18 protein-coding genes and 1 tRNA gene are annotated in these 20,500 nt (G+C 49.7%); 11 read left to right on the top strand and 8 right to left on the bottom strand.

What is annotated here, in order from left to right:
* Positions 1-6: 6 nt before the first annotated feature.
* The 5 genes from recJ to ABDZ76_RS08115 all read right to left on the bottom strand — a co-directional run bounded on the left by recJ (position 7) and on the right by ABDZ76_RS08115 (position 6,178).
* On the bottom strand, positions 7-1,788 hold the full coding sequence (recJ, locus tag ABDZ76_RS08135; protein ID WP_343804732.1) for a single-stranded-DNA-specific exonuclease RecJ: 1,782 nt from the start codon (positions 1,786-1,788) through the stop codon (positions 7-9).
* Positions 1,789-1,874: 86 nt separating this feature from the next.
* Positions 1,875-2,861, bottom strand: a complete 987-nt coding sequence (gene glpX, locus ABDZ76_RS08130; RefSeq protein WP_184218768.1) for a class II fructose-bisphosphatase — start codon at positions 2,859-2,861, stop codon at positions 1,875-1,877.
* Positions 2,862-3,130: 269 nt separating this feature from the next.
* The gene (locus ABDZ76_RS08125; protein ID WP_343804172.1) at positions 3,131-4,447 is read right to left on the bottom strand and encodes a homoserine dehydrogenase; all 1,317 of its coding nucleotides are present in this window, start codon (positions 4,445-4,447) and stop codon (positions 3,131-3,133) included.
* A gap of 92 nt (positions 4,448-4,539) precedes the next feature.
* The gene (locus ABDZ76_RS08120) at positions 4,540-5,733 is read right to left on the bottom strand and encodes an LL-diaminopimelate aminotransferase (protein ID WP_184218773.1); all 1,194 of its coding nucleotides are present in this window, start codon (positions 5,731-5,733) and stop codon (positions 4,540-4,542) included.
* A gap of 94 nt (positions 5,734-5,827) precedes the next feature.
* Positions 5,828-6,178 (bottom strand): hypothetical protein, encoded by a 351-nt coding sequence (locus ABDZ76_RS08115; RefSeq protein ID WP_343804165.1) that lies wholly within the window; start codon positions 6,176-6,178, stop codon positions 5,828-5,830.
* Between the two features lie 588 nt (positions 6,179-6,766).
* On the opposite strand from ABDZ76_RS08115, the gene ABDZ76_RS08110 reads away from it, so the two are divergent.
* The 7 genes from ABDZ76_RS08110 (at position 6,767) to ABDZ76_RS08080 (ending at position 11,766) form a co-directional block, all read left to right on the top strand.
* On the top strand, positions 6,767-7,804 hold the full coding sequence (locus ABDZ76_RS08110) for a YcbK family protein (protein WP_425541762.1): 1,038 nt from the start codon (positions 6,767-6,769) through the stop codon (positions 7,802-7,804).
* 122 nt (positions 7,805-7,926) lie between these two features.
* Positions 7,927-8,001: transfer RNA gene (locus ABDZ76_RS08105), tRNA-Glu, on the top strand.
* Positions 8,002-8,103: 102 nt separating this feature from the next.
* A complete protein-coding gene (locus ABDZ76_RS08100; RefSeq protein ID WP_343804159.1) occupies positions 8,104-8,391 on the top strand; it encodes a DUF2218 domain-containing protein in 288 nt (95 codons plus the stop codon).
* 76 nt (positions 8,392-8,467) lie between these two features.
* Positions 8,468-9,175 (top strand): DNA/RNA nuclease SfsA, encoded by a 708-nt coding sequence (gene sfsA / locus ABDZ76_RS08095; RefSeq protein ID WP_343804156.1) that lies wholly within the window; start codon positions 8,468-8,470, stop codon positions 9,173-9,175.
* 11 nt (positions 9,176-9,186) lie between these two features.
* Positions 9,187-10,014, top strand: coding sequence for a type I methionyl aminopeptidase (gene map, locus ABDZ76_RS08090; RefSeq protein ID WP_343804153.1), 828 nt, complete (start codon positions 9,187-9,189; stop codon positions 10,012-10,014).
* A 149-nt stretch (positions 10,015-10,163) separates the two neighbouring features.
* Positions 10,164-10,922: a RadC family protein gene (gene radC / locus ABDZ76_RS08085; protein WP_343804150.1), complete on the top strand. Its 759-nt coding sequence runs from the start codon at positions 10,164-10,166 to the stop codon at positions 10,920-10,922.
* Between the two features lie 205 nt (positions 10,923-11,127).
* Positions 11,128-11,766 carry an outer membrane protein gene (locus ABDZ76_RS08080; RefSeq protein ID WP_343804147.1) on the top strand — a complete coding sequence of 213 codons (639 nt, stop codon included), beginning with the start codon at positions 11,128-11,130 and terminating at the stop codon, positions 11,764-11,766.
* A gap of 61 nt (positions 11,767-11,827) precedes the next feature.
* On the opposite strand, the gene ABDZ76_RS08075 is transcribed toward ABDZ76_RS08080, so the two are convergent.
* From ABDZ76_RS08075 to cbiE, 3 genes are all read right to left on the bottom strand, one after another.
* Positions 11,828-13,555 (bottom strand): ABC transporter ATP-binding protein, encoded by a 1,728-nt coding sequence (locus ABDZ76_RS08075; RefSeq protein ID WP_343804144.1) that lies wholly within the window; start codon positions 13,553-13,555, stop codon positions 11,828-11,830.
* Positions 13,556-13,602: 47 nt separating this feature from the next.
* Positions 13,603-14,712 (bottom strand): siderophore-interacting protein, encoded by a 1,110-nt coding sequence (locus ABDZ76_RS08070; RefSeq protein ID WP_343804141.1) that lies wholly within the window; start codon positions 14,710-14,712, stop codon positions 13,603-13,605.
* A gap of 93 nt (positions 14,713-14,805) precedes the next feature.
* Complete coding sequence (cbiE, locus tag ABDZ76_RS08065) at positions 14,806-16,017, bottom strand: precorrin-6y C5,15-methyltransferase (decarboxylating) subunit CbiE (RefSeq protein WP_343804138.1); 1,212 nt, start codon at positions 16,015-16,017, stop codon at positions 14,806-14,808.
* A gap of 73 nt (positions 16,018-16,090) precedes the next feature.
* On the opposite strand from cbiE, the gene cobG reads away from it, so the two are divergent.
* From cobG to cobJ, 4 genes are read left to right on the top strand one after another with little or no spacing between them, the layout of a single operon-like run.
* Positions 16,091-17,434, top strand: a complete 1,344-nt coding sequence (cobG, locus tag ABDZ76_RS08060) for a precorrin-3B synthase (RefSeq protein ID WP_343804135.1) — start codon at positions 16,091-16,093, stop codon at positions 17,432-17,434.
* Entirely contained in the window at positions 17,427-18,053 is a 627-nt protein-coding gene (locus ABDZ76_RS08055; RefSeq protein ID WP_343804133.1) for a precorrin-8X methylmutase, read from the top strand. Before cobG ends, ABDZ76_RS08055 begins: the two co-directional genes overlap by 8 nt.
* The gene (locus ABDZ76_RS08050; RefSeq protein ID WP_343804131.1) at positions 18,053-18,793 is read left to right on the top strand and encodes a precorrin-2 C(20)-methyltransferase; all 741 of its coding nucleotides are present in this window, start codon (positions 18,053-18,055) and stop codon (positions 18,791-18,793) included. Before ABDZ76_RS08055 ends, ABDZ76_RS08050 begins: the two co-directional genes overlap by 1 nt.
* Positions 18,778-20,493: a precorrin-3B C(17)-methyltransferase gene (gene cobJ, locus ABDZ76_RS08045; protein ID WP_343804129.1), complete on the top strand. Its 1,716-nt coding sequence runs from the start codon at positions 18,778-18,780 to the stop codon at positions 20,491-20,493. The genes ABDZ76_RS08050 and cobJ overlap by 16 nt, the downstream gene beginning before the upstream one ends.
* Positions 20,494-20,500: the final 7 nt, after the last annotated feature.

Raw genomic sequence — 20,500 nt, 5'->3', positions numbered from 1 at the left:
TGCTATTTATTCAGGCTGGGCAGCGTCCAAAATTTGAATTTGCGTTGAAACCGAACCGTTCCAATGATTGAGATTGAGCGTACCGGCAATATGGACAGGATGCCCGATACGGTTCAGCAAAAACTTGCCCAGCGGCGCTTCGGCAGCGCGAAATGCAATGCCGTTTACCCGTTTGCCATCGGCACCTTTCAGCGTCACTTTAACATGATCGCGCCCGACCAACCGTGCATCAGCCACAACATGATGAGGCAATGCCAAAACCGGCTGACTATGACCCGAACCATAAGGCCCCGCCTTTTGCAAAGCCTGATAAAGCTGAACCGTCGCCCCCGATGCAGCCAATGCACCATCGACCGAAAGGCTTTGATTTTCGCGTAAATTTCTCACGCGCGCACCTGCTTCTTCTTCCATGAAACCACGGAAAGCGCCAAGCTTGTCACGTTCAATGGTAATACCAGCAGCCATCGCATGGCCGCCACCTTTAACAAGCAAGCCCTGCTCTACCGCTTTGGCAACCAGTTTGCCCAAATCAACACCATTAATCGAGCGGCCGGAGCCGGTGCCGATATTGTTACGGTTGAATGCAATGGCAAAAGCCGGACGGCGGGCTTTGTCTTTCAAGCGTGAGGCCAACAAGCCGACAATGCCCGGATGCCAGTCATTGCTGGCGGTTACAATCACAGATGCACCCTCACCGCCGGAAATTTCCACCAAAGCTTCTGCTTCGGCTTCAGCCAGCATCTGCACTTCCATCGCTTGGCGCTCTTGATTGAGACGGTCAAGTTCTTGTGCAATTTGTTCAGCTTCCGCAGGTTCATGCAATGCAAGCAAACGCGCACCAAGCCCCGCATCACCGATACGGCCACCGGCATTAATGCGCGGGCCAATCATAAAGCCTAAATGAAATGCATTAAGCGGTTCACCAATACGAGCAACACGCGCCAATGCCGCCAGACCGATATTGCTTTGGGCATGTGCCACCAACAGGCCTTTGACCACAAAAGCGCGATTAACACCTTTGAGCGGCACCACATCGCAAACCGTTGCCAAAGCCACCAGATCAAGTAGCGACAATAAATCCGGTGCCGTGCTTCCACGCGCACGCATTTGTTTTGCCACCTGCACCAATGTCAGGAAAACAACACCGGCTGCACACAGATGTCCTTGCAGCGAAATATCATCTTCGCGATTGGGATTAACAATCGCCACCGCATTTTCAGGCAATTCACCGCCAACCTGATGGTGATCAAGCACCACAACATCAGCACCTGCCTGATTGGCCGCATCAATGGATGGCGCACTATTGGTGCCGCAATCGACAGTCACGATCAGTGAAGCGCCATTTTCCACCAAGTCCTGCATAGCCTGCGGATTAGGCCCGTAGCCTTCAAAAATACGATCCGGAATATAAATCTGATAAGGAATATTATAGTGCTGCAAAAATCTGGCCATTAACGCCGATGAGCATGCCCCATCCACGTCATAATCACCAAAAATTGCAACTTTTTCTTTCCTCTCGATTGCCTGCACAATGCGCGTCGCCGCTTTGTCCATATCGGTCAGCGTCAAAGGATCAGGCATTAAATTGCGAATTGTCGGGTCAATAAATTCGGCAGCACCGTCAAGTGGCACACCGCGACCAGCCAGTACCCGCGCAACCAGATCATGAATACCATGGTTTTGCGCAATGGCTAAAGCCGTATTGGCTTCCCTCAAGCCCAACCGATCCACCCATTTTTGTCCGGTGGCTGATTTTCGTACATTTAGAAAAAGACGCTCTGAATCCATCATGTCTTTTATGAACACAAAAGGCGGCATTTTTGCAATGCCGCCTTTTGAAATATTCGATAAATTGTTCTTGGCCGCCGCCAATATTAGAACTTTGACAGATCCTGATGGCGGGCTTTGATTTCACGTACGGTCTGCGAGCTTGAACGCATAACGATTGTGTGGGTCTGGATGTAATCGCGCGCAAATTTAACGCCCGACAGCATGTTGCCGTCCGTTACACCGGTCGCAGCAAACAGCACATCGCCTTTTGCCATTTCGTTCATGGTGTAGATTTTGTTCGGGTCAGAAATGCCCATTTTCGCAGCGCGAGCAATTTTTTCTTCGGTGTTGAGCTGCAAGCGACCCTGCATCTGACCACCGATGCAGCGCAGAGCTGCCGCAGCCAAAACGCCTTCCGGCGCGCCACCGATACCGATATAAATATCAATGCCGGTTTCTTCAGGGTTGGTTGTGTGCATCACACCAGCAACGTCGCCATCACCGATCAGATAAATCGCAGCGCCGGTTGCGCGAACTTCTTCAATCAGACGGGCATGACGCGGACGATCCATAATGCAAGCGGTAATCGCGCTTGGTGCAACACCTTTAGCTTTTGCCAGCGACAGAATGTTTTCGGTTGGTGTTGCATCAAGATGGACAACGCCTTCCGGATAACCAGGGCCGACAGCAATCTTTTCCATATAAACGTCTGGTGCATTGAGCAGATTGCCTTTTTCAGCAATCGCAACAACCGCCAGTGAATTTGGCAGATTCTTAGCACAAAGTGTTGTGCCTTCTAATGGATCAAGTGCGATATCTACATCGGTTCCCTGACGGGTACCAACTTCTTCACCAATATAAAGCATCGGCGCTTCGTCGCGTTCGCCTTCGCCAATCACCACTGTACCGTTGATCGGCAGATTGTTGAGTTCCTGACGCATCGCATCAACAGCGGCCTGATCGGCTGCCATTTCGTCACCGCGACCGCGTAATCTGGCTGCCGCAACGGCCGCGCGCTCGGTTACACGCACCAATTCGAGCGTTAAAATACGATCAAGTCCGTGTGGTTGCTGCTCTGCGGTTTTAGCCATTTGAACAAAGTCCTGAATTTTTAATCGGTTACTGCGATGGTTTAAGTTTCAAACGAAATCGCACATGAAAAGTGGCTGCCTTTAAACAAAACGCATGCCGTTAAACGGCGTTACTCACAGATTGAGTTAAGCGCCGTCCGGTTCTTTTGTCAAAGTCTCTTATCACTAGCAAGGGGCAGGCACGCTTAAAACAAGAACTGTCAAAACCTTAATCGATTTAAGCGACTACACACTTCGTTTCAGTCTTGCCCATTTGCGTGAAACGCGCCTTAACCGGCGCGTTCAATACGGATCATCTGCGGCTTATCCACCAAGTGATCATCTTCCAAAATAGCCTGAAGTGCTGATTTTACCGCCGATTCGGTTGTTTCATGCGTCACCAGAATAATGGTTTTAATGCCTTCAGCATGGTGATCCATCGGCGGACGCTGCACAATCGATTCAAGCGAAATTTCATTTTCAGTCATGCGCTTGGCAATTGCAGCAAATGCGCCAAGACGATCATGCACGGTCAAACGAATGAAATAACCGCCGTCATGCTTACGTACGTCTGCACGTTTATAAGGGGCCAAAGCTTTTGCAGGTGTGCCGAATACAGGGCCATGCTGGAAGCCCGGACGGCTTTTGGCAATATCAGCCAGATCACCAAGCACTGCCGATGCGGTTGCATTGCCACCGGCACCCGGCCCCGACAACAGCAACTCACCCAGCAAATCAGTTTCAATCGCCACCGCATTGGTCACGCCATGCACCTGCGCAATCACAGAGGAAGTCGGCACCATGGTCGGCTGCACGCGCTGTTCAATACCAGTTGGCGTTTGAAGTGCTACACCCAGCAATTTAATGCGATAGCCCAGTTCATCGGCCGCACGAATATCAGCCAGTGAAATATTGCTAATACCTTCCATATAAATATCATCGGCAGCAATCTGATTGCCGAATGCAAGGCTTGTCAGCAATGCAAGCTTATGCGCGGTATCATTACCTTCAATATCAAAGGTCGGATCAGCTTCGGCATAGCCCAAACGCTGCGCATCGGCCAAGCAATCTTCAAATGAAATCCCCTCTTCCCACATGCGGGTGAGGATGTAATTGCAGGTGCCGTTCATGATACCGTAAACGCGTGACACGGTATTGCCGGTCAAGGATTCACGCATGGCTTTAATAACAGGAATGCCACCGGCAACCGCTGCTTCAAAGTTAAGCAGAATACCTTTTTCCTCGGCAATTTCTGCCAAAGCCACACCATGTTTGGCAAGCAACGCTTTATTGGCTGTTACCACATGACGACCGGCATTAAGTGCTGCTTCAACAGACGCTTTGGCAGGGCCTTCATCGCCACCGATCAGCTCAACGAATACGTCGATCTTGTCAGATTTGGCCAGCTCTACCGGATCATCAAACCATGCAATATTTGTCAGATCGACACCACGGTCGCGCGAACGATCACGCGCACTGACCGCGGTCACGATCATTTCTCTTCCGCACTGACGAGTGAGCATTTGGGCTTTTTCACGTAAAATACGTAGTACTGAGCCGCCAACGGTGCCTAATCCGGCCACGCCGATCCGTAATGCTTCACTCATCGTCTTTTCCTCAAAAGTCTTTCACAGAAGTTGTTTTTAATTTGGATGTGCCGCCAAAACTTTCGGCGGCACAGAGTTTAAAGCTCGTTTAATCAGGCAGCGCCGTCATCATAAGAGCTTAAGAAGCGCTTGATGTTGCGTGCAGCCTGACGAATACGATGTTCATTTTCCACCAGCGCAATACGCACATGATCGTCGCCATGTTCGCCAAAGCCCAAGCCCGGCGCAACGGCCACATCAGCCTTTTCAATGAGCAGTTTGGAAAATTCCAGCGAACCCATTGCCTTGAACTTCTCCGGAATTGGCACCCAGGCAAACATTGTTGCTGCTGGCGGCGGCACATCCCATCCGGCGCGTGCAAAACTGTCAACCAGCACATCGCGGCGCTGATGATAGACATTGCGCACATATTCAATATCGGAGCCGTCACCGTTCAATGCAGCGGTTGCTGCCACCTGAATTGGTGTAAATGCACCATAATCCAGATAGGATTTAACGCGTGTCAGCGCTGCGATCAAACGCTCATTACCAACGGCAAAGCCCATGCGCCAGCCCGGCATCGAGAAAGTCTTGGACATTGAGGTAAATTCAACCGCAACATCCATTGCACCCGGCACCTGAAGCACGGATGGCGGCGGTGTGCCGTCAAAGTAGATTTCCGAATAAGCCAAGTCCGACAAAATGATGATTTCATGCTTGCGGGCAAAGTCCACCACTTCCTTATAGAAGTCCAGCGTCGCCACATAGGCGGTCGGGTTGGACGGGAAATTGAGGATCAAAGCAATCGGCTTCGGGATAGAATGTTTGATACCGCGTTCCAGTGACGGAATGAAATTATCATCCGGCTTTGCCTGTACTGAACGGATCACGCCGCCTGACATGATAAAGCCGAAGGAATGGATCGGATAGGTTGGATCCGGACACAAAACCACATCACCCGGTGCGGTGATGGCCTGCGCCATATTGGCAAAACCTTCCTTGGAACCCAGCGTCGCAATAACCTGTGTATCCGGATTAAGCTTCACACCAAAACGGCGCTCGTAATAATTTGCCTGCGCCTTACGCAAACCCGGAATACCCTTCGATGAAGAATAACGGTGCGCGCGCGGGTCCTGAACCGCTTCACATAGTTTATCAACGATATTTTGCGGAGTTGGCAGATCAGGATTACCCATCCCTAGATCCACTATGTCGGCGCCGCCCGCTCGCGCCGCCGCCTTGAGACGATTAACTTGTTCAAAGACATAAGGCGGCAAACGACGGACTTTATGAAATTCTTCCGACATGATCCTGTTCCGAAAAAGGTTGCTATGAAACTTCAGCTCAAAAAAGCCAGCGGCGATACAATGATAGCGTCAGTTTTTTAAGTGAAGGCGTTGATCAATTGCTGTTTTCAATCGCCTGCAAGGTGGCATTGGCCTCGGCCTGAGCTTGTCTGCGAAGCTCGGCCAGCTGTGCGGCGGTCAATGGCTTTTCACCCTTAACAGACTTCAGACGCTTACGCTCCGCATCAAGTGCGTTGGTTGTATCGTCTTTTTCCTGCGCGGTGATCTGGCTGGTTGCCGCCTGAGGCATATGCCCGAAATTCGGATAGACACCCGTACGGCGTGCACCCTCTTGCGGCGTACCCTGAAATTCCGCTCCGCCCGCGCAACCCGCGAGCGCGGCCATCATTGCCACTGCCGCAAGGCCAAGGGTGAAACGGGAAGGTTGCCGAAAGTGCACAGTCATATTCGCCTGATCCAAATTTTCATGAACCCGCTTATGCACGTATCGGCACAAGCGGAGCTGTCCTTGCAACAAACCACAATAAACAGCACTGCTATGTCTGGTTAGTATGCCCGTTTTTGTCAATATCAGAGTTGCGCTTTTCGGGCATGTTTTGCCTTTCTTTATAATAATAGTTCGCAAACGGCTCCCGATTCAGCCGGATCGTTCAAAATCAGTGCAAATTTACCTGCCGGTCTTAAAATTTTACATCTCTCAGACAATCAAGCAGAAGCCTGAATTATTTGAATAAAACACAATAAAAAACCAAAAATCTCACGCAATGTTACATGGTTTTTACAGGCTGTTACTGGCAAAAGATTGCATTCGATACTGTTTAACCTTAAAACTTCATTAAGCATAAGCACCAATCAGCCCATAATTATCAGGATTAAACATCTGATTTTTCGGCTGATTTTGTGTGTTTAAACTGAAATACCGGAAAGCATATTTGATGTTTTCTAAATGAACCGGCTGCGACTGCGTTATGCTCCGGTGACAATCTGGAGCCTAAACTTGATTGCAAACCAGAAACAGACGCAAAAGTTTCTTCTGAATTCGTCGACCTGCGCCCGTATTTCCCTGTTTGGATTGCTGGCTGCTTTTACATTAAGCGCCTGCACGGCCACCGGCTCCGGCTCGTCTGCCCTTCAGCTATCTTCAAATGCTGACGGCTCACTTGTCGCAGAAGCACTGCAAACGGCCGCTGATGAAAAGGTTGCCGAAGAAAATAGTGCTAAACCGGTAAAAACTGCCAAAGCAGAAACATCGGAAGCCAAGCCAGAAACAAAAACTGAAACTGTCAGTGTAGCGGAAGCCACAGAACCGGCAGAAGTCACCACAGAAAAGCCGGCGCAGAAATCCACATTGGTTGCAGCCCTTTTCGCCACACCGAAATCTTCCGAAGCTTTCACTGCCGTCAAGCCTGAAACAAGTGCAGAAGCAGCCCCTGCCAAACCAGCAGAAGCGCCAAAAACGCAGGCCGCAGAAACATTAACTCCGGCTGCGACTGAAAAACCGGTGGTGCTGGCATCGACATTGAGCAAACCATCGCTGGAATTAAAAAAACAACCATCCGCACAGACCCATAATTTTGCGTTGCCGGGTGTGCGTGCTTATGGCGGCTTGGAAATCAAACATCGCAATGCGGTTTATGACGACAGCGACATTGATGCCGATGAAGAAGATGAAGCGCCGCATTTACTGCGCGTTTCGGCTCCCGGTCTGGCGCGCCTTGCGCCAAACGGCCTGAAAGTGCAGCGTGAATCTGTTGATGTTGCCTGCCTTAAGCCGGAACTGGTCAAAACGTTACGTAAATTGGAAGGTCACTTCAAAAAACCGGTCATTGTGACGTCCGGCTATCGCAGCCCGTCTTACAATGTGAAGGTCAAAGGCGCACGCAAATCACTGCACATGACCTGCGCTGCTGCCGACATTCAGATTGAAGGCGTTTCCAAGTGGGAAATCGCCCGCGTCGCACGCGCCATGCCATCCCGCGGTGGTGTTGGCACTTACTGCCATACCAAATCCGTTCATATTGATATCGGCCCTGAGCGTGACTGGAACTGGAAGTGCCGTGGTAAGAGCTGATTTCTGGCTACGAAATCAGCAACTTATCCACAATCCAAATTATTTTCGGTTTTTTTCAAAAAAATGAATTTAATGGCTTGCGCGGAATAAATTTCCCACCTATAAGGCACCCACACCAGCGGGCGCCCATCGTCTAGCGGTTAGGACGCCGCCCTTTCACGGCGGAAACAGGGGTTCGATTCCCCTTGGGCGTACCATTCACTGGTGTTTTTTCTTTTTTATCTTCCAATAAAACAGTAGCTTATTTAAAACCTGTCAAATAGGTTCAACTTATGATCTTCAATCATAAGGAATCAAAGATGGCTATTTCTACTGTTACCGTTGCTACCAAAAGCGCCAGCCGTTACCTGCAACAATTGTGCAAACATTGGTCGCATAAGTTTGAAGTTGAATTCACCCCGCAAGAGGGTCGCATTGTTTTTACCGATGGCCGGATTGTAACACTCAAAGCCAGCGACGAAGCCCTCGACATTACCGCTGAAGCACCTGCCGAAACTCAGGCGCAGCTGGAAGATGTTGTGGCAAAACATATCATTCAGTTTGCCTTCCGCGAAGAACTGACATTTGACTGGAACCGTCAGGCTTAAAAGCCCTTTTCCAAGCCCTCAGCATCGCCAAACCTCAGGCTTGCAAAGCGCGAGCGGTTTGGCGTAAAGCTTGATAATGCAATTCACGTCTCCCCTCGTAACCGGTCGCCTTGAGCGCCGCTATAAACGCTTTCTGGTCGATGCAACGCTTGATGACGGCAGCTTCATCACCGGATCGGTTGGCAATACCGGCTCAATGCTCGGCCTGACCACACCCGGATCACGCATCTGGATGAGCGTTTCCGATGATCCGAAGCGCAAATATCCGCACGCTTTACAAATTGTTGAAGCTGACAACACACTTGTGGGTGTCAATACGGCACTGCCGAACAAAATTGCCGAAGAAGCTTTGATCAAAGGGCTTATCCCTGAACTTCAAAACTTCGACAGTTTGAAGCGTGAACAAAAATACGGCAACAATTCCCGTATTGACCTGCTGTTACATCAGGAAAACCAGCCTGACATTTATGTCGAAGTGAAAAATGTTCACTTTATCAGAACACCTCGAATAGCGGAGTTTCCTGATACGGTGACTGCACGCGGTACAAAACATTTGCATGAGCTGGTTGATATGGTCAAAGCCGGCAATCGCGCTGCAATGCTTTTTGTTATTCAGCGTGAAGACTGCGATATTTTCCGCATTAGCGGCGATTTAGACCCCGCTTACGCGCAAGCATTTCAGTTTGCCCGTAAAAACGGGGTTGAGGCTTATGCTGTTCGATGCCACATATCACCCAAAGAAATAACCGCTACAGCTATGGTAGCGATCGATGAAACGATCTGATCGGATTTATAATGGTTACTTATATTGATGCCGCCCTTGCCCCTCTCAAGCAAACCGGACAGATTAAGCTTTACGGGCCGGAAGCCTTTGAATCGATGCGCCAGATTTGCAATCTGACAGCACGTTGCCTTGATGAGCTGAATGATATTGTCAAACCGGGCGTGACCACCAACCAGATCGACAAATTCGTGTTTGAATTTGGTGCTGATCATGGTGCCATTCCGGCGACACTTAACTATCGCGGCTATACAAAATCAGTCTGCACTTCAATCAACCACGTCGTCTGTCACGGTATTCCCGATGACAAGCCACTGCGTGAAGGCGATATTGTCAATATCGATGTCACCTATCTGAAAGACAATTGGCATGGCGATTCCAGCCGCATGTATCCGGTCGGGCAAATAAAGCGCGCGTCCGAGCGCCTGATGGAAGTGACATATGAAAGTCTGTTGCGCGGTATTGCTGCTGTTAAACCGGGTGTTAAAACCGGTGCTATTGGTGCAGCGATCCAAACCTATGCTGAAAGTGAACGCTGTTCAGTAGTGCGTGATTTTTGTGGTCACGGCGTTGGCCAGATTTTCCATGACGCACCCAATATCCTGCATTACGGCACCGTCAATGACGGCGTTGAAATGCGCGAAGGCATGATTTTTACCATCGAACCGATGATCAACTTAGGCAAACCGGACGTAAAAGTGCTGAAAGACGGCTGGACGGCGGTAACGCGTGACCGCTCGCTGACCGCTCAATATGAGCATACTGTCGGTGTAACCAAAGATGGTTGCGAGATATTTACGCTCTCGCCGAAAAACATCTTCGGCCCTGCTTCCATGCGCTAAATATAAATCAACGCCGTCAAATATAATTATTTGGCGGCGTTTTTATTCATCAAGACTTCATTTTTATATTTATTATGTTCTAATCACGAAAACTGTTGCATCAGTATAAGTCTGTCTGTGTATGCGCAAGGAGGGGGCGAACAAGCAGAATGACTAAAAAAACACTCGCTAATGATGAATTACTCGGATTTTCCGAACAGACAGCCAAAATAGCTGCCTTAAGCGCCAAGCCTGAAGTCCCGCATTACTTCGGCCATCGTGATCGCGTGCGAGAAAAATTTAAAAAAGCCGGCGATGAAATCATGGCCGACTATGAATTGCTCGAACTGCTTTTATTCCGCTCAATCCCACGTGCCGACACAAAACCGATTGCAAAAGCACTACTCGCCCGTTTCGGGTCTTTAAGTGAAGTTTTAGGCGCACCGGAACATTTGCTTTGTGAAGTACCCGGCTGCGGTAAATCTGTCGCGTTTGATTTGAAGTTAGTGGCTGCCGTTAGCAAGCGGCAAAACCGCAATGAAGTGGTAGGACGTATCGCACTCGACGCTTGGAGCAAAGTTGTGCAATATTGCATGACCGCCATGGCTTATGAAGAACGCGAACAATTCCGCATTTTGTTTCTGGATAAAAAGAACAAATTGATTTCCGATGAAGTACAACAAATTGGCACCGTCGATCATACCCCCGTTTATCCGCGCGAAGTGATCCGGCGCGCGCTGGAGCTTTCATCCACCGCGATTATTGTTGTCCATAACCACCCATCCGGCGACCCTACCCCGTCGCGTGCCGATATTGACATGACCAAGCTGTTAATCGAGGCAGGTAAGCCATTAGGCGTCACTATTCACGACCATATAATCGTTGGGAAAAGTGGTCATATCAGTATGCGCGGGCTTAAATTGATCTGAATTGCAGCCAATCAGACCGGTTACCAATTATTAATCATGGTGATAAATTTAAGCGTGATGACTGCCTGATTGCGGCAGTTCTTCACCAATTTAGTCATAATTATCGGTGAAAATCACTCCAACAGCGCCGGATGAACTAAGAATCGAACGGTGCAACAAGCGTTTTGAAGCCACAGTGTTGAGTTTCGTGGCGATGGAGTACCCGATGAGTAAAATGCACATTCTGATGACGAGCCTCAGCGTAGCAATTTTGGCAAGCCCAGTTGCCGGCCATGCCGCTGATTACCTCAATAACAACAACGACTATTCGTATGACACACCAGTGTCATCAAGCTCGGATTGGAACAACACTTATATTGGTGCGCAGATTGGTGCATCTTCTTCAAAAGTGCCAAGCCCGTTCTCGAGTCGCTCCGGCATTTTGACCGGTGTTGTTGCTGGTAAAAACATCCAGTCCGGCAATTTTGTTGTCGGTGGTGAAGTTGAACTGAACTTTGCCGAAGCTGAACATAATATTGGCAATGGCGGTCGTTTGCAGCAGTCCTGGAATGCGGCAGCAAAAGCTAAAGCCGGCTATGCAATGGACAGCACCCTTGTCTATGGCACATTGGGTTATGGCACCACCAAGTTCAAAAAGCAGGAAGCAACCACCAAAGGCCCGGGTTGGGAAGGTGGTGTTCTGGTTGGCGCTGGTGTTGAGCAGAAACTCTCCGGCCCGCTTTCCGTCAAAGCTGAATATGACTACATGCGTATCAGCAATGTAAAATCAAATGTAAATGGCGTGAGCCAGACCAACAAGCTGCATAACCATATGCTGAAAGCTGGTTTGAACTACAATTTCTGATTTGATCAGAAAATTGCATAAAAAACGCCGGATTTTAAAAGTCCGGCGTTTTTGTTTGTCTTTATTCCGCTGCCACTTGCTCAAACTGTACATCATGCAGGCGCTTATAAATACCGCCCACTTTAAGCAGATCATGATGCGTGCCCTGCTCGGCAATGCCGCTTTCATTAACCACCACAATACGGTCAGCATTGCGGATGGTTGCCAAACGGTGCGCAATCACCAGCGATGTACGCCCATCGGAAAGCTCTGCCAGCGAGCGCTGAATGGCGCGTTCCGTTTCAGTATCCAGTGCCGATGTTGCCTCATCCAAAATCAGGATCGGCGGATTTTTCAGGAACATACGCGCAATAGCCAGACGTTGCTTTTGTCCGCCTGACAATTTCACGCCGCGCTCACCAATCATGGTTTCATAGCCCTCAGGCATAGATTCAATCATAGTATCAAGACGTGCCCGCTTGGCTGCCTCACGGATATCATCCAGACTCGCATCCAGACGGCCATAAGCAATATTCTCGCGGATTGTGCCGCCAAACAGGAACACATCCTGCTGCACGATACCAATCTGGCTGCGCAACGACGCCAGCGTCATTTTACGAATGTCGATACCATCAACTTTAATGGCACCCGAATTCACCTCATAAAAGCGCGGTAGCAGCGAACAAAGCGTGGTTTTACCGGCACCAGAAGGGCCAACAAAAGCGATTGTTTCACCGGCCTTGATATCCAGACTGATATTATTGAGAACCAGCTTCTCCGGCGAATAGCCAAAGCTGACATTTTCAAAGCTAATATCACCTTTAAGATCGGTTACAGCCACCGCATCCGGTGCATCGACAATATCCGGTTCGGTTTCCAAAAGTTCCAGATAACGTCTGAAACCTGCAATGCCTTTTGGATAGGTTTCAATGACCGAGCTGATTTTCTCAACCGGACGAATAAACACTGTCACCAAAAGCAGGAAAGAAACAAATCCACCAGCGCTGAGCTGATCTTGCAGCACGAAATAAGTACCGGCCAGCATGACGATTAACTGGGTCAAACGCATCGACAAATAGGTCAGCGATGTTGAAGCCGCCATGATCTTATAGGCGCTCAGTTTGGTTTGACGGTAGTTCTGGTTGTCACGGGCAAAAAGTTCACGCTCATGGTCTTCATTGGCAAAAGCCTGCACCACACGCATACCGCCGACATTTTCTTCGACGCGCACGTTGAAATCACCCACACGGCGATAAAGAGCACGGAAGTTTTGCGTCATGCGGCTGCCATAACGACCCGATACCCAAACCACAAACGGCACCACCGCGGCGGTAATCAATGCCAATTGCGGATTGACATAGAACATCAGAATGAAGGCGCCGATAAAGGTCATAATCGCAATGAAAAGATCTTCAGGGCCATGGTGAGCAACCTCACCAACCTCTTCCAAATCTTTTGTCACACGCGCGATCAGATGACCGGTTTTATTATTATCATAAAAACTGAATGATAATTTCTGCATGTGATCAAACAGCTTGCGGCGCATTTCTGTTTCAATATTGATGCCAAGCATATGGCCCCAATAATTCACAATCGCCATCAGACCGGTATTGACCAGATAGATCACCAAAAGGGCGGCTGATGCGACTAAAATCAGCCCCCAATGCTGGCTCGGCAGCAAATCATCGACAAATAATTTCACTGCCATCGGGAAGCCGAGTTCCAGAAGACCTGCTAAAATAGCGCAGCCGAAATCTAAGAAGAACAATCCCTTATAGGGTTTGTAATAGTCCATAAACCGACGAAGCATTATCATTCCATATTATTGGCAGGCTGCCGGTTAACACAGCGCCTGCATTATTCCCGCCTGGCCGCATCGCCGCTGGTGCCTTGGCGCCAATAAGCAACAACCAGATGTTTTTCACGGGGTATTTTCTTTTCCTTGCGAACAAAGCTTCTGATCGAACGAAAAGCGCTGAACTCGCAGCCCACCCAGACAAAAATATTCTCTTCATGATCCGGATAATCAATTTCTCGTACGGCATCATAAAGTAGTTGGTTTTTGTCACCTTTTATACCATTACGATGAAGCCAGCGAAGATCAAGCTCTGCTTTTGTATTTAATACTTGTTCTTCAGCTTTATCTGCAATTTCTATCCGTACTGTGGCTTTACTGCCAGCAGGCAAATTTTCCAGAATACGCCCGATAGCCGGAAGCGCTGTTTCATCACCAGCCAGCAAATACCAATCAGCGGTTAAAGGCGCGCTACCACCGCCCGGACCTGTCATGCCAACAATATCGCCGGCTTTCGCCTCAACAGCCCAGCGCGCGCCATAGCCGCCGTCATGCGCACTGTCTTCGTCGCATTCATGCAAAACCAGATCAATATCGACAATGCCTGCATCCACATCGATATGACGGATTGTATAGGCACGTCCGACCAATTCTTTTTCACCTTCCGGCCAGACAGGTATGCCGCTTTCACCCATCACCGGCCATTCAGGCTTAACATTTTTATGCTTTGGAAACAGCAAACGGACATGCAAACCATCACGGGTAAAGCGTTCAAGGTTTTCACCGCGCAATCGCACCCGACGCATTAAAGGCGTGACTTCAGTATTGGAAACCACCTGCATCTCACGTAAAAATGCGAGAACCGTTCCGGCAGCACCATCACCGCTCCAGACGATCTTTGCGTCTGAATTTTCTTCTTTCAATGTTTCCGTCAGCTGATAAGCAATGGCATATTTCATATAGGCCAGCCCTGCATCATCTTCGGATGTGACATTGACGCAGAATTTTTCCTGTTCAGCGAATAAATCTGCCGAGCCATAAGGCAGACTGATTTTTGTCACTGCGCTCTCAGTCGTGATTTGCGCATGTTCTTCAAAAATTTTGGTGATTTTATCGATCAGAACGGAAGGATCTTGAACAGTGGTTTCAAGATTCGCTTGTAAAATGCTCATGAATTTTCCCTCTTCTGCCGCGTTCAAATTCGCTACAGATTTCATGATCCAAGCCGTAACTATTTAAACATGACATTTCAAGTCATATTTAAATTATCGTGATTTCTGCGAACACAATATTGTGACCGGCAAGGCTTGCCGCCACACATCAAAGGAGCCAAGCTCTGCGGCTTGCGCCACGCTAAGGCGCACCAGCTCACCCCCATATTGCGCACGCCATTGATGCAGCGCCAACTCGCTTTGCAGTGTCACGGCATTGGCAACCAGCCGACCGCCTGGCTTTAAAGCCTGCCAGCAGCTTTGCAAAACATCTTCACCTGTTACACCGCCGCCAATAAAAATGGCATCCGGCGCTTCCAATCCAGCTAACGCTTGCGGCGCCTTACCGCGCACCAGCTGCAATGAAGGCACACCTAGATTTGCAGCATTTTGCAAGATAAACTCCTGCCTTTGCGCATTGGCTTCAATGGCAATGGCGCGGCAGCTTGGATGCAGCCGCATCCATTCAATACTGACAGAGCCGCAACCGGCACCCACATCCCAGAGAAGCTGAAAAGGTTCAGGGCTTAAACGGGCAAGCGTTACCGCACGAATATCTTGTTTAGTGAGCTGACCATCATTGATAAAATGTGTGTCACTCAAGCCAGTACTCAGCGGCATTAAAACAGGCTTTTCATCGGCGATGCACTCAATCGCCAAAATATTCAGATCGGCACATTCGGATGCCTGCCAGACAGCCGCTTCAGCGCTGTGAATATGTTCTTTTTCTCCACCTAAATGCTCAAGCGCAGTGATTTGGCTTCGAGCGAACCTACGCGCCTGCAATAATTGCGCCACAGCTAAGGGAGTCTGACCGCTATCACTCAGCACCAACAGTTTGCGCTTTGCATGAATATATTTTTGTAAAATCGCCAATGGTCGCCCATGAACGCTTAAACAATCCACATCCTGCAATGCCCAGCCCATCCGCGCTGCTGCCAATGAATAAGAGGACGGGAAAGGAATAATTTCCACCTCATCAAGAGTGAAATGCCGCATAATGCTGGCGCCCATACCAAAAAACATCGGATCACCGCTGGCAAGAACCACCACCGGCTTTCCTTGTCGTGCAGCAATCATTTCATAAGATTTTGCAAAAGGCACCGGCCAGGCAATGCTCTCAGCCTGATGATGGCCTTCAACCAAGGCCAGATGACGCTGCCCGCCAAAAATCGCTTGTGCCGAAGCAATAGCATTTTGTGCTTGCTGTCCCAGACCGGAAAAACCGTCTTCGCCAATTCCGATCACCGTCAGCCAGCGTGCCATGTTTTTTGCTCCTTTTACACTCAAGACTGGTTTGACTGTGGCATGATTAAAGATCAAGGCGTATAAGAAAAAAATGCCAGCAAACCTGCCTCAAAACCCGCATTCTCCTGACCGCCGCAGCGCTTGTCCCGGATTATTCCGCATGACCAGCGCATTGGACGGGCATATCTGCCGCATCAAACTGCCACTTGGCCGAATAACATGTGCGCAGGCAGAAGAAATTGCACGGTTAAGCGAGCAATATGGCAACGGCATTATTGAGCTGACGATTCGCTCCAATCTGCAATTGCGCGGCGTAAAACCAGAAAACCGCGAAGCACTGATCGAAGCCTTACTGGCATGTGGCTTGGGGCCGCTGAAAGCTGAGGGCGATGATGTGCGCAATGTCATGGTCAACCCAACCGCTGGCATTGATGCAAATCAGCACACTGATACCACGCAGCTTGCGCATGATTTACTGCGCATTTTGCAATTAACGCCGCGCTATCATGCATTATCGCCGAAATTTTCGCTGCTAATTGATGGTGGCGAGGCTTGCGCTATCACCACCCATGCCAGCGATATCTGGCTGAGCGCCTGTGCAGATGGTGAACATTATGCTTTTGGCTTTGCCTCAACACCTTTGCAATCCGCCTATCAGATTAAAACAACCGATGCGCTTGCCTTTGTCTCTGCTTGTCTGGACACATTTCTGACCTTAGCCGAACAATTCAACATCAGCCGCATGAAGCAGTTATTGGTTCATATCAGCCATGAAGAATGGATGGCTGCAATAGAAAAACAGTTTAACGGGCTTATCCAAACAGATCATTGGCAGCGCCAAGAAGCAAAAGCATTCGCCCATCTCGGGCAACACGCCCAAAGCGATAAAACTCAAAACTATGTCGGTGCAACGCCGTTTTTAGGCCGGTTGTCTCCGCATGAAATGCAAAAACTTGGCATCATTGCTCTTGCTGCCGGTTCGGATTATTTTTGCCTAACGCCGTGGCAGAGTTTTATCATTCCTCATATTGATGCGATAAAAGCACCCGCTTTATTACAGCAATTGCATGATGCAGGCTTTACCAGTGAAAGCCACGCCATTGCAGCCAATATCCGTGCTTGTTCAGGCTCCAAAGGCTGCGGCTCAGCACTCACTGACACGCAAGATGATGCCAAACAATTGGCACAGCTGCTCGGGCAACAAACAATGCCGTTTATTCATTTAACCGGCTGCGCCAAATCCTGCGCTTCGTTAAGTGCCCTGCCGGTCACACTTTTAGCCACCAAGCCACAACATTATGATCTCTTTTTGCAAGACAAAACTGGACGATCACGCTTTGGAACGCTATTGGCCAGCAATATAACAATTCAGGATGCAGCTAAACTGCTGCAACAACACCCTATATCCAAAAATACGGGAACCGGTAATGTCTGATTATATCCGTGACGGACAGGCGATTTATGATCGCTCTTTCGCCATCATTCGCTCTGAAGCCAATCTGGCCAACATTCCGGCTGACATGGAAAAGCTCGCTGTGCGCGTAGCTCATGCTTCCGGCATGGTTGATGTGATTGACGATCTGGTATTTTCAGACGGTGCAGGTAAATCCGGACGTGATGCATTGCTGAACGGCGCACCGATTATTTGTGACGCACGCATGGTTGCCGAAGGTGTGACGCGCGCAAGATTGCCTGCTAACAATCAGGTCATCTGTACCCTTAACGACCCTTCTGTGCCGGAACTGGCCAAAAAACTTGGCAATACACGCTCCGCCGCAGCGCTTGAATTATGGCTGCCGCATCTGGAAGGCAGTGTCGTTTCCATCGGCAATGCACCGACCGCCCTTTTCCGCCTGTTGGAAATGATTGATCAGGGCGCGCCAAAACCTGCACTCATCATTGGTATGCCTGTTGGTTTTGTCGGCGCGGTTGAATCGAAAGATGAACTGGCCGCTAATAGCCGCGGCGTGCCTTTTGTGATTGTGCGCGGTCGTCGTGGCGGCAGTGCCATGGCCGCAGCCGCTATCAATGCCCTTGCTTCGGAGAAGGAATAATGAATACCTCTCCCAAGGGTAAACTCTATGGTTTAGGCGTTGGCCCCGGTGATCCGGAACTGATGACGCTCAAAGCATTGCGCCTGTTGAAAGCCTCGCCGGTTGTTGCCTATCACGCGGCTAAAGGCAAAAAAGGCAATGCTTTAAGCATCGTCGAAGAGTTTTTATCGCCTGAGCAGACCCTCATTCCGTTGGTTTATCCCGTCACCACCGAAAAACTGCCCGACCATATGAATTACGAGCAGATTGTCAGTGATTTTTATACCGAAATCACCGATCAATTGGCCGCGCATCTGGATGCGGGTCAGGATGTTGCGGTGATTGCTGAAGGTGATCCGTTTTTCTACGGCTCGTTCATGTATATTCATGACCGTTTGGCACAGCGCTTTGAAACCCATGTTGTGCCGGGTGTATGCTCGGTGCTGGGTGCATCGGCCGTGCTTGGTGCACCTTTATGCTACCGCAATCAGGTTTTGAGCATTCTCTCCGGCGTGATGAGCCATGAAGAATTGCGCGAAAAAATCCGTGCCACAGATGCCTGCGCCATCATGAAACTGGGTAAAAACCTTGCCAAAGTACGTGATGTTTTGCGTGAGGAAGGCTTGCTGGAACGTGCACTCTATATTGAGCGCGCCACCATGCAAAATCAGCGCATTATCCCGCTTGATGAAGTCAATGCCGATGAATGTCCGTATTTCTCGCTGATCCTTGTACCGGGTGAAAAATGGAACGGCCTATGACCAGCGCGCCCGCCATTTTAATTTTGGGTCAGGCAAGCTTAGAAACCGCCAAAACCATTAAAGACCTTTATCAAGGCGCAGAAATCTGGGGGCTTGAAGGCCGCGTTCAAGGGGCTGACAAAGCCTATCCGCATTTTGGCGATACATTACGCGCACTTTATCAGGAAGGCCGACCGTTGATCGTTTTATGCGCCAGCGGCATCATCATTCGCGCACTTGCGCCCCTGCTCAGCAACAAACAGGCCGAGCCGCCGGTTTTAAGCATAGCCGAAGATGGCAGTGCAGTTGTGCCGCTACTTGGCGGCCTGACCGGCGTCAACGATATGGCAAAAACCATTGCCAAGGCCTTTAATGTAAAACCCGCCATTACTACCAGCGGCGAATTGCGCTTTGGCATCAACCTGTTGCATCCGCCCGTTGATATGGTTTTAGCCAATCCTGAAATGGCCAAAACATTCACCTCTGATTTACTGGCAGGTGCAGCTTTACGGCTGGTCGGTCAGTCACAATGGATCAGACGCTCTAAATTACCGCTCCACGATGATGGCGATTTAACAATCCGTGTCACAGCGGAAATCACAAGCCCAAGCGACAATGAGCTGGTTTATCACCCGCGCACTATCGTCATTGGCATTGAAAAACCATGTGCGAATTTACATGACCATGTAGCGAAAATCTTAACAAATGCCGGATTGGCTTCAGCCTCATTAGCGCTGATCCTTGCCCATGAACATGATTGCAACAATGACGATATTCGTCGCTTTGCCGCACAATCCGGTTTGCCATTACGCTTTGTCGAAACAGACGGTGCGCTTACCCCGCTAAGTGTCGATGAACCTGTAAGACTGATTGAAGAAAGCCAAGTGACAATCGCAATCGCCGACACACCGCAAGATATTGTCTTGTGCGGTCGTCCGCGCGGTCGTCTCAGCGTCATTGGCTTAGGGCCCGGCAACAAGCAATTCACCACACCTGCGGTTTTAGCAGAGCTTGCCCAAGCGCAAGATTTACTTGGCTATGAAACCTACATTAAAATGGCCGGAACCTTGCGCGACGACCAGCGCATTTATGCAACCGACAATCGCGAAGAAATGCAACGTGCCCGTCATGCTTTTGAACTCGCGGCATCAGGGCGTTCTGTGGTGATGGTCTCTTCCGGCGATCCGGGCGTTTTTGCCATGGCGACAGCTGTGATGGAAGCGCTTGACCAAAGCGACAATCCAAGCTGGCACGCGGTTGATCTGGTCATTCAGCCCGGCATTTCTGCTGCCATGTCGGCAGCGGCCAAGGCCGGCGCACCATTGGGGCATGATTTCTGCATCATTTCGCTCTCGGATAACTTAAAGCCGTGGAGCGTGATTGAAAACCGCATCCACCATGCCGCTTTAGCCGATATGGTGATGGCGTTTTACAATCCGGTTTCCAAGGCACGCCCGCATCAATTAGGTCAAGCAATTGAAAAATTACGCCAGCTGCGGGCGCCGGAAACACCAGTCATATTGGCACGCGATATCGGCCGCCCTGCGGAAAGCTTACGCCATATCACTCTTAGTGAATTACATTCCGACATGGTGGATATGCGCACGGTTGTGCTGGTCGGCTCCAGTCTGACACGGACATTTGACCGCGCCATGGGGCAAAAATGGACCTATACGCCGCGCTGGTATGGCGACGAACATCGCCCTCAAGACTTCAAGTAAATTGCAG

Origin of the sequence: Paenochrobactrum glaciei, from assembly GCF_039522165.1 — a bacterium.
In the GTDB taxonomy this organism is placed as follows: Bacteria; Pseudomonadota; Alphaproteobacteria; order Rhizobiales; family Rhizobiaceae; genus Paenochrobactrum; species Paenochrobactrum glaciei.
Note: the sequence above shows the minus strand (reverse complement) of the source record. Positions and strands in the feature narration are given on the sequence as shown.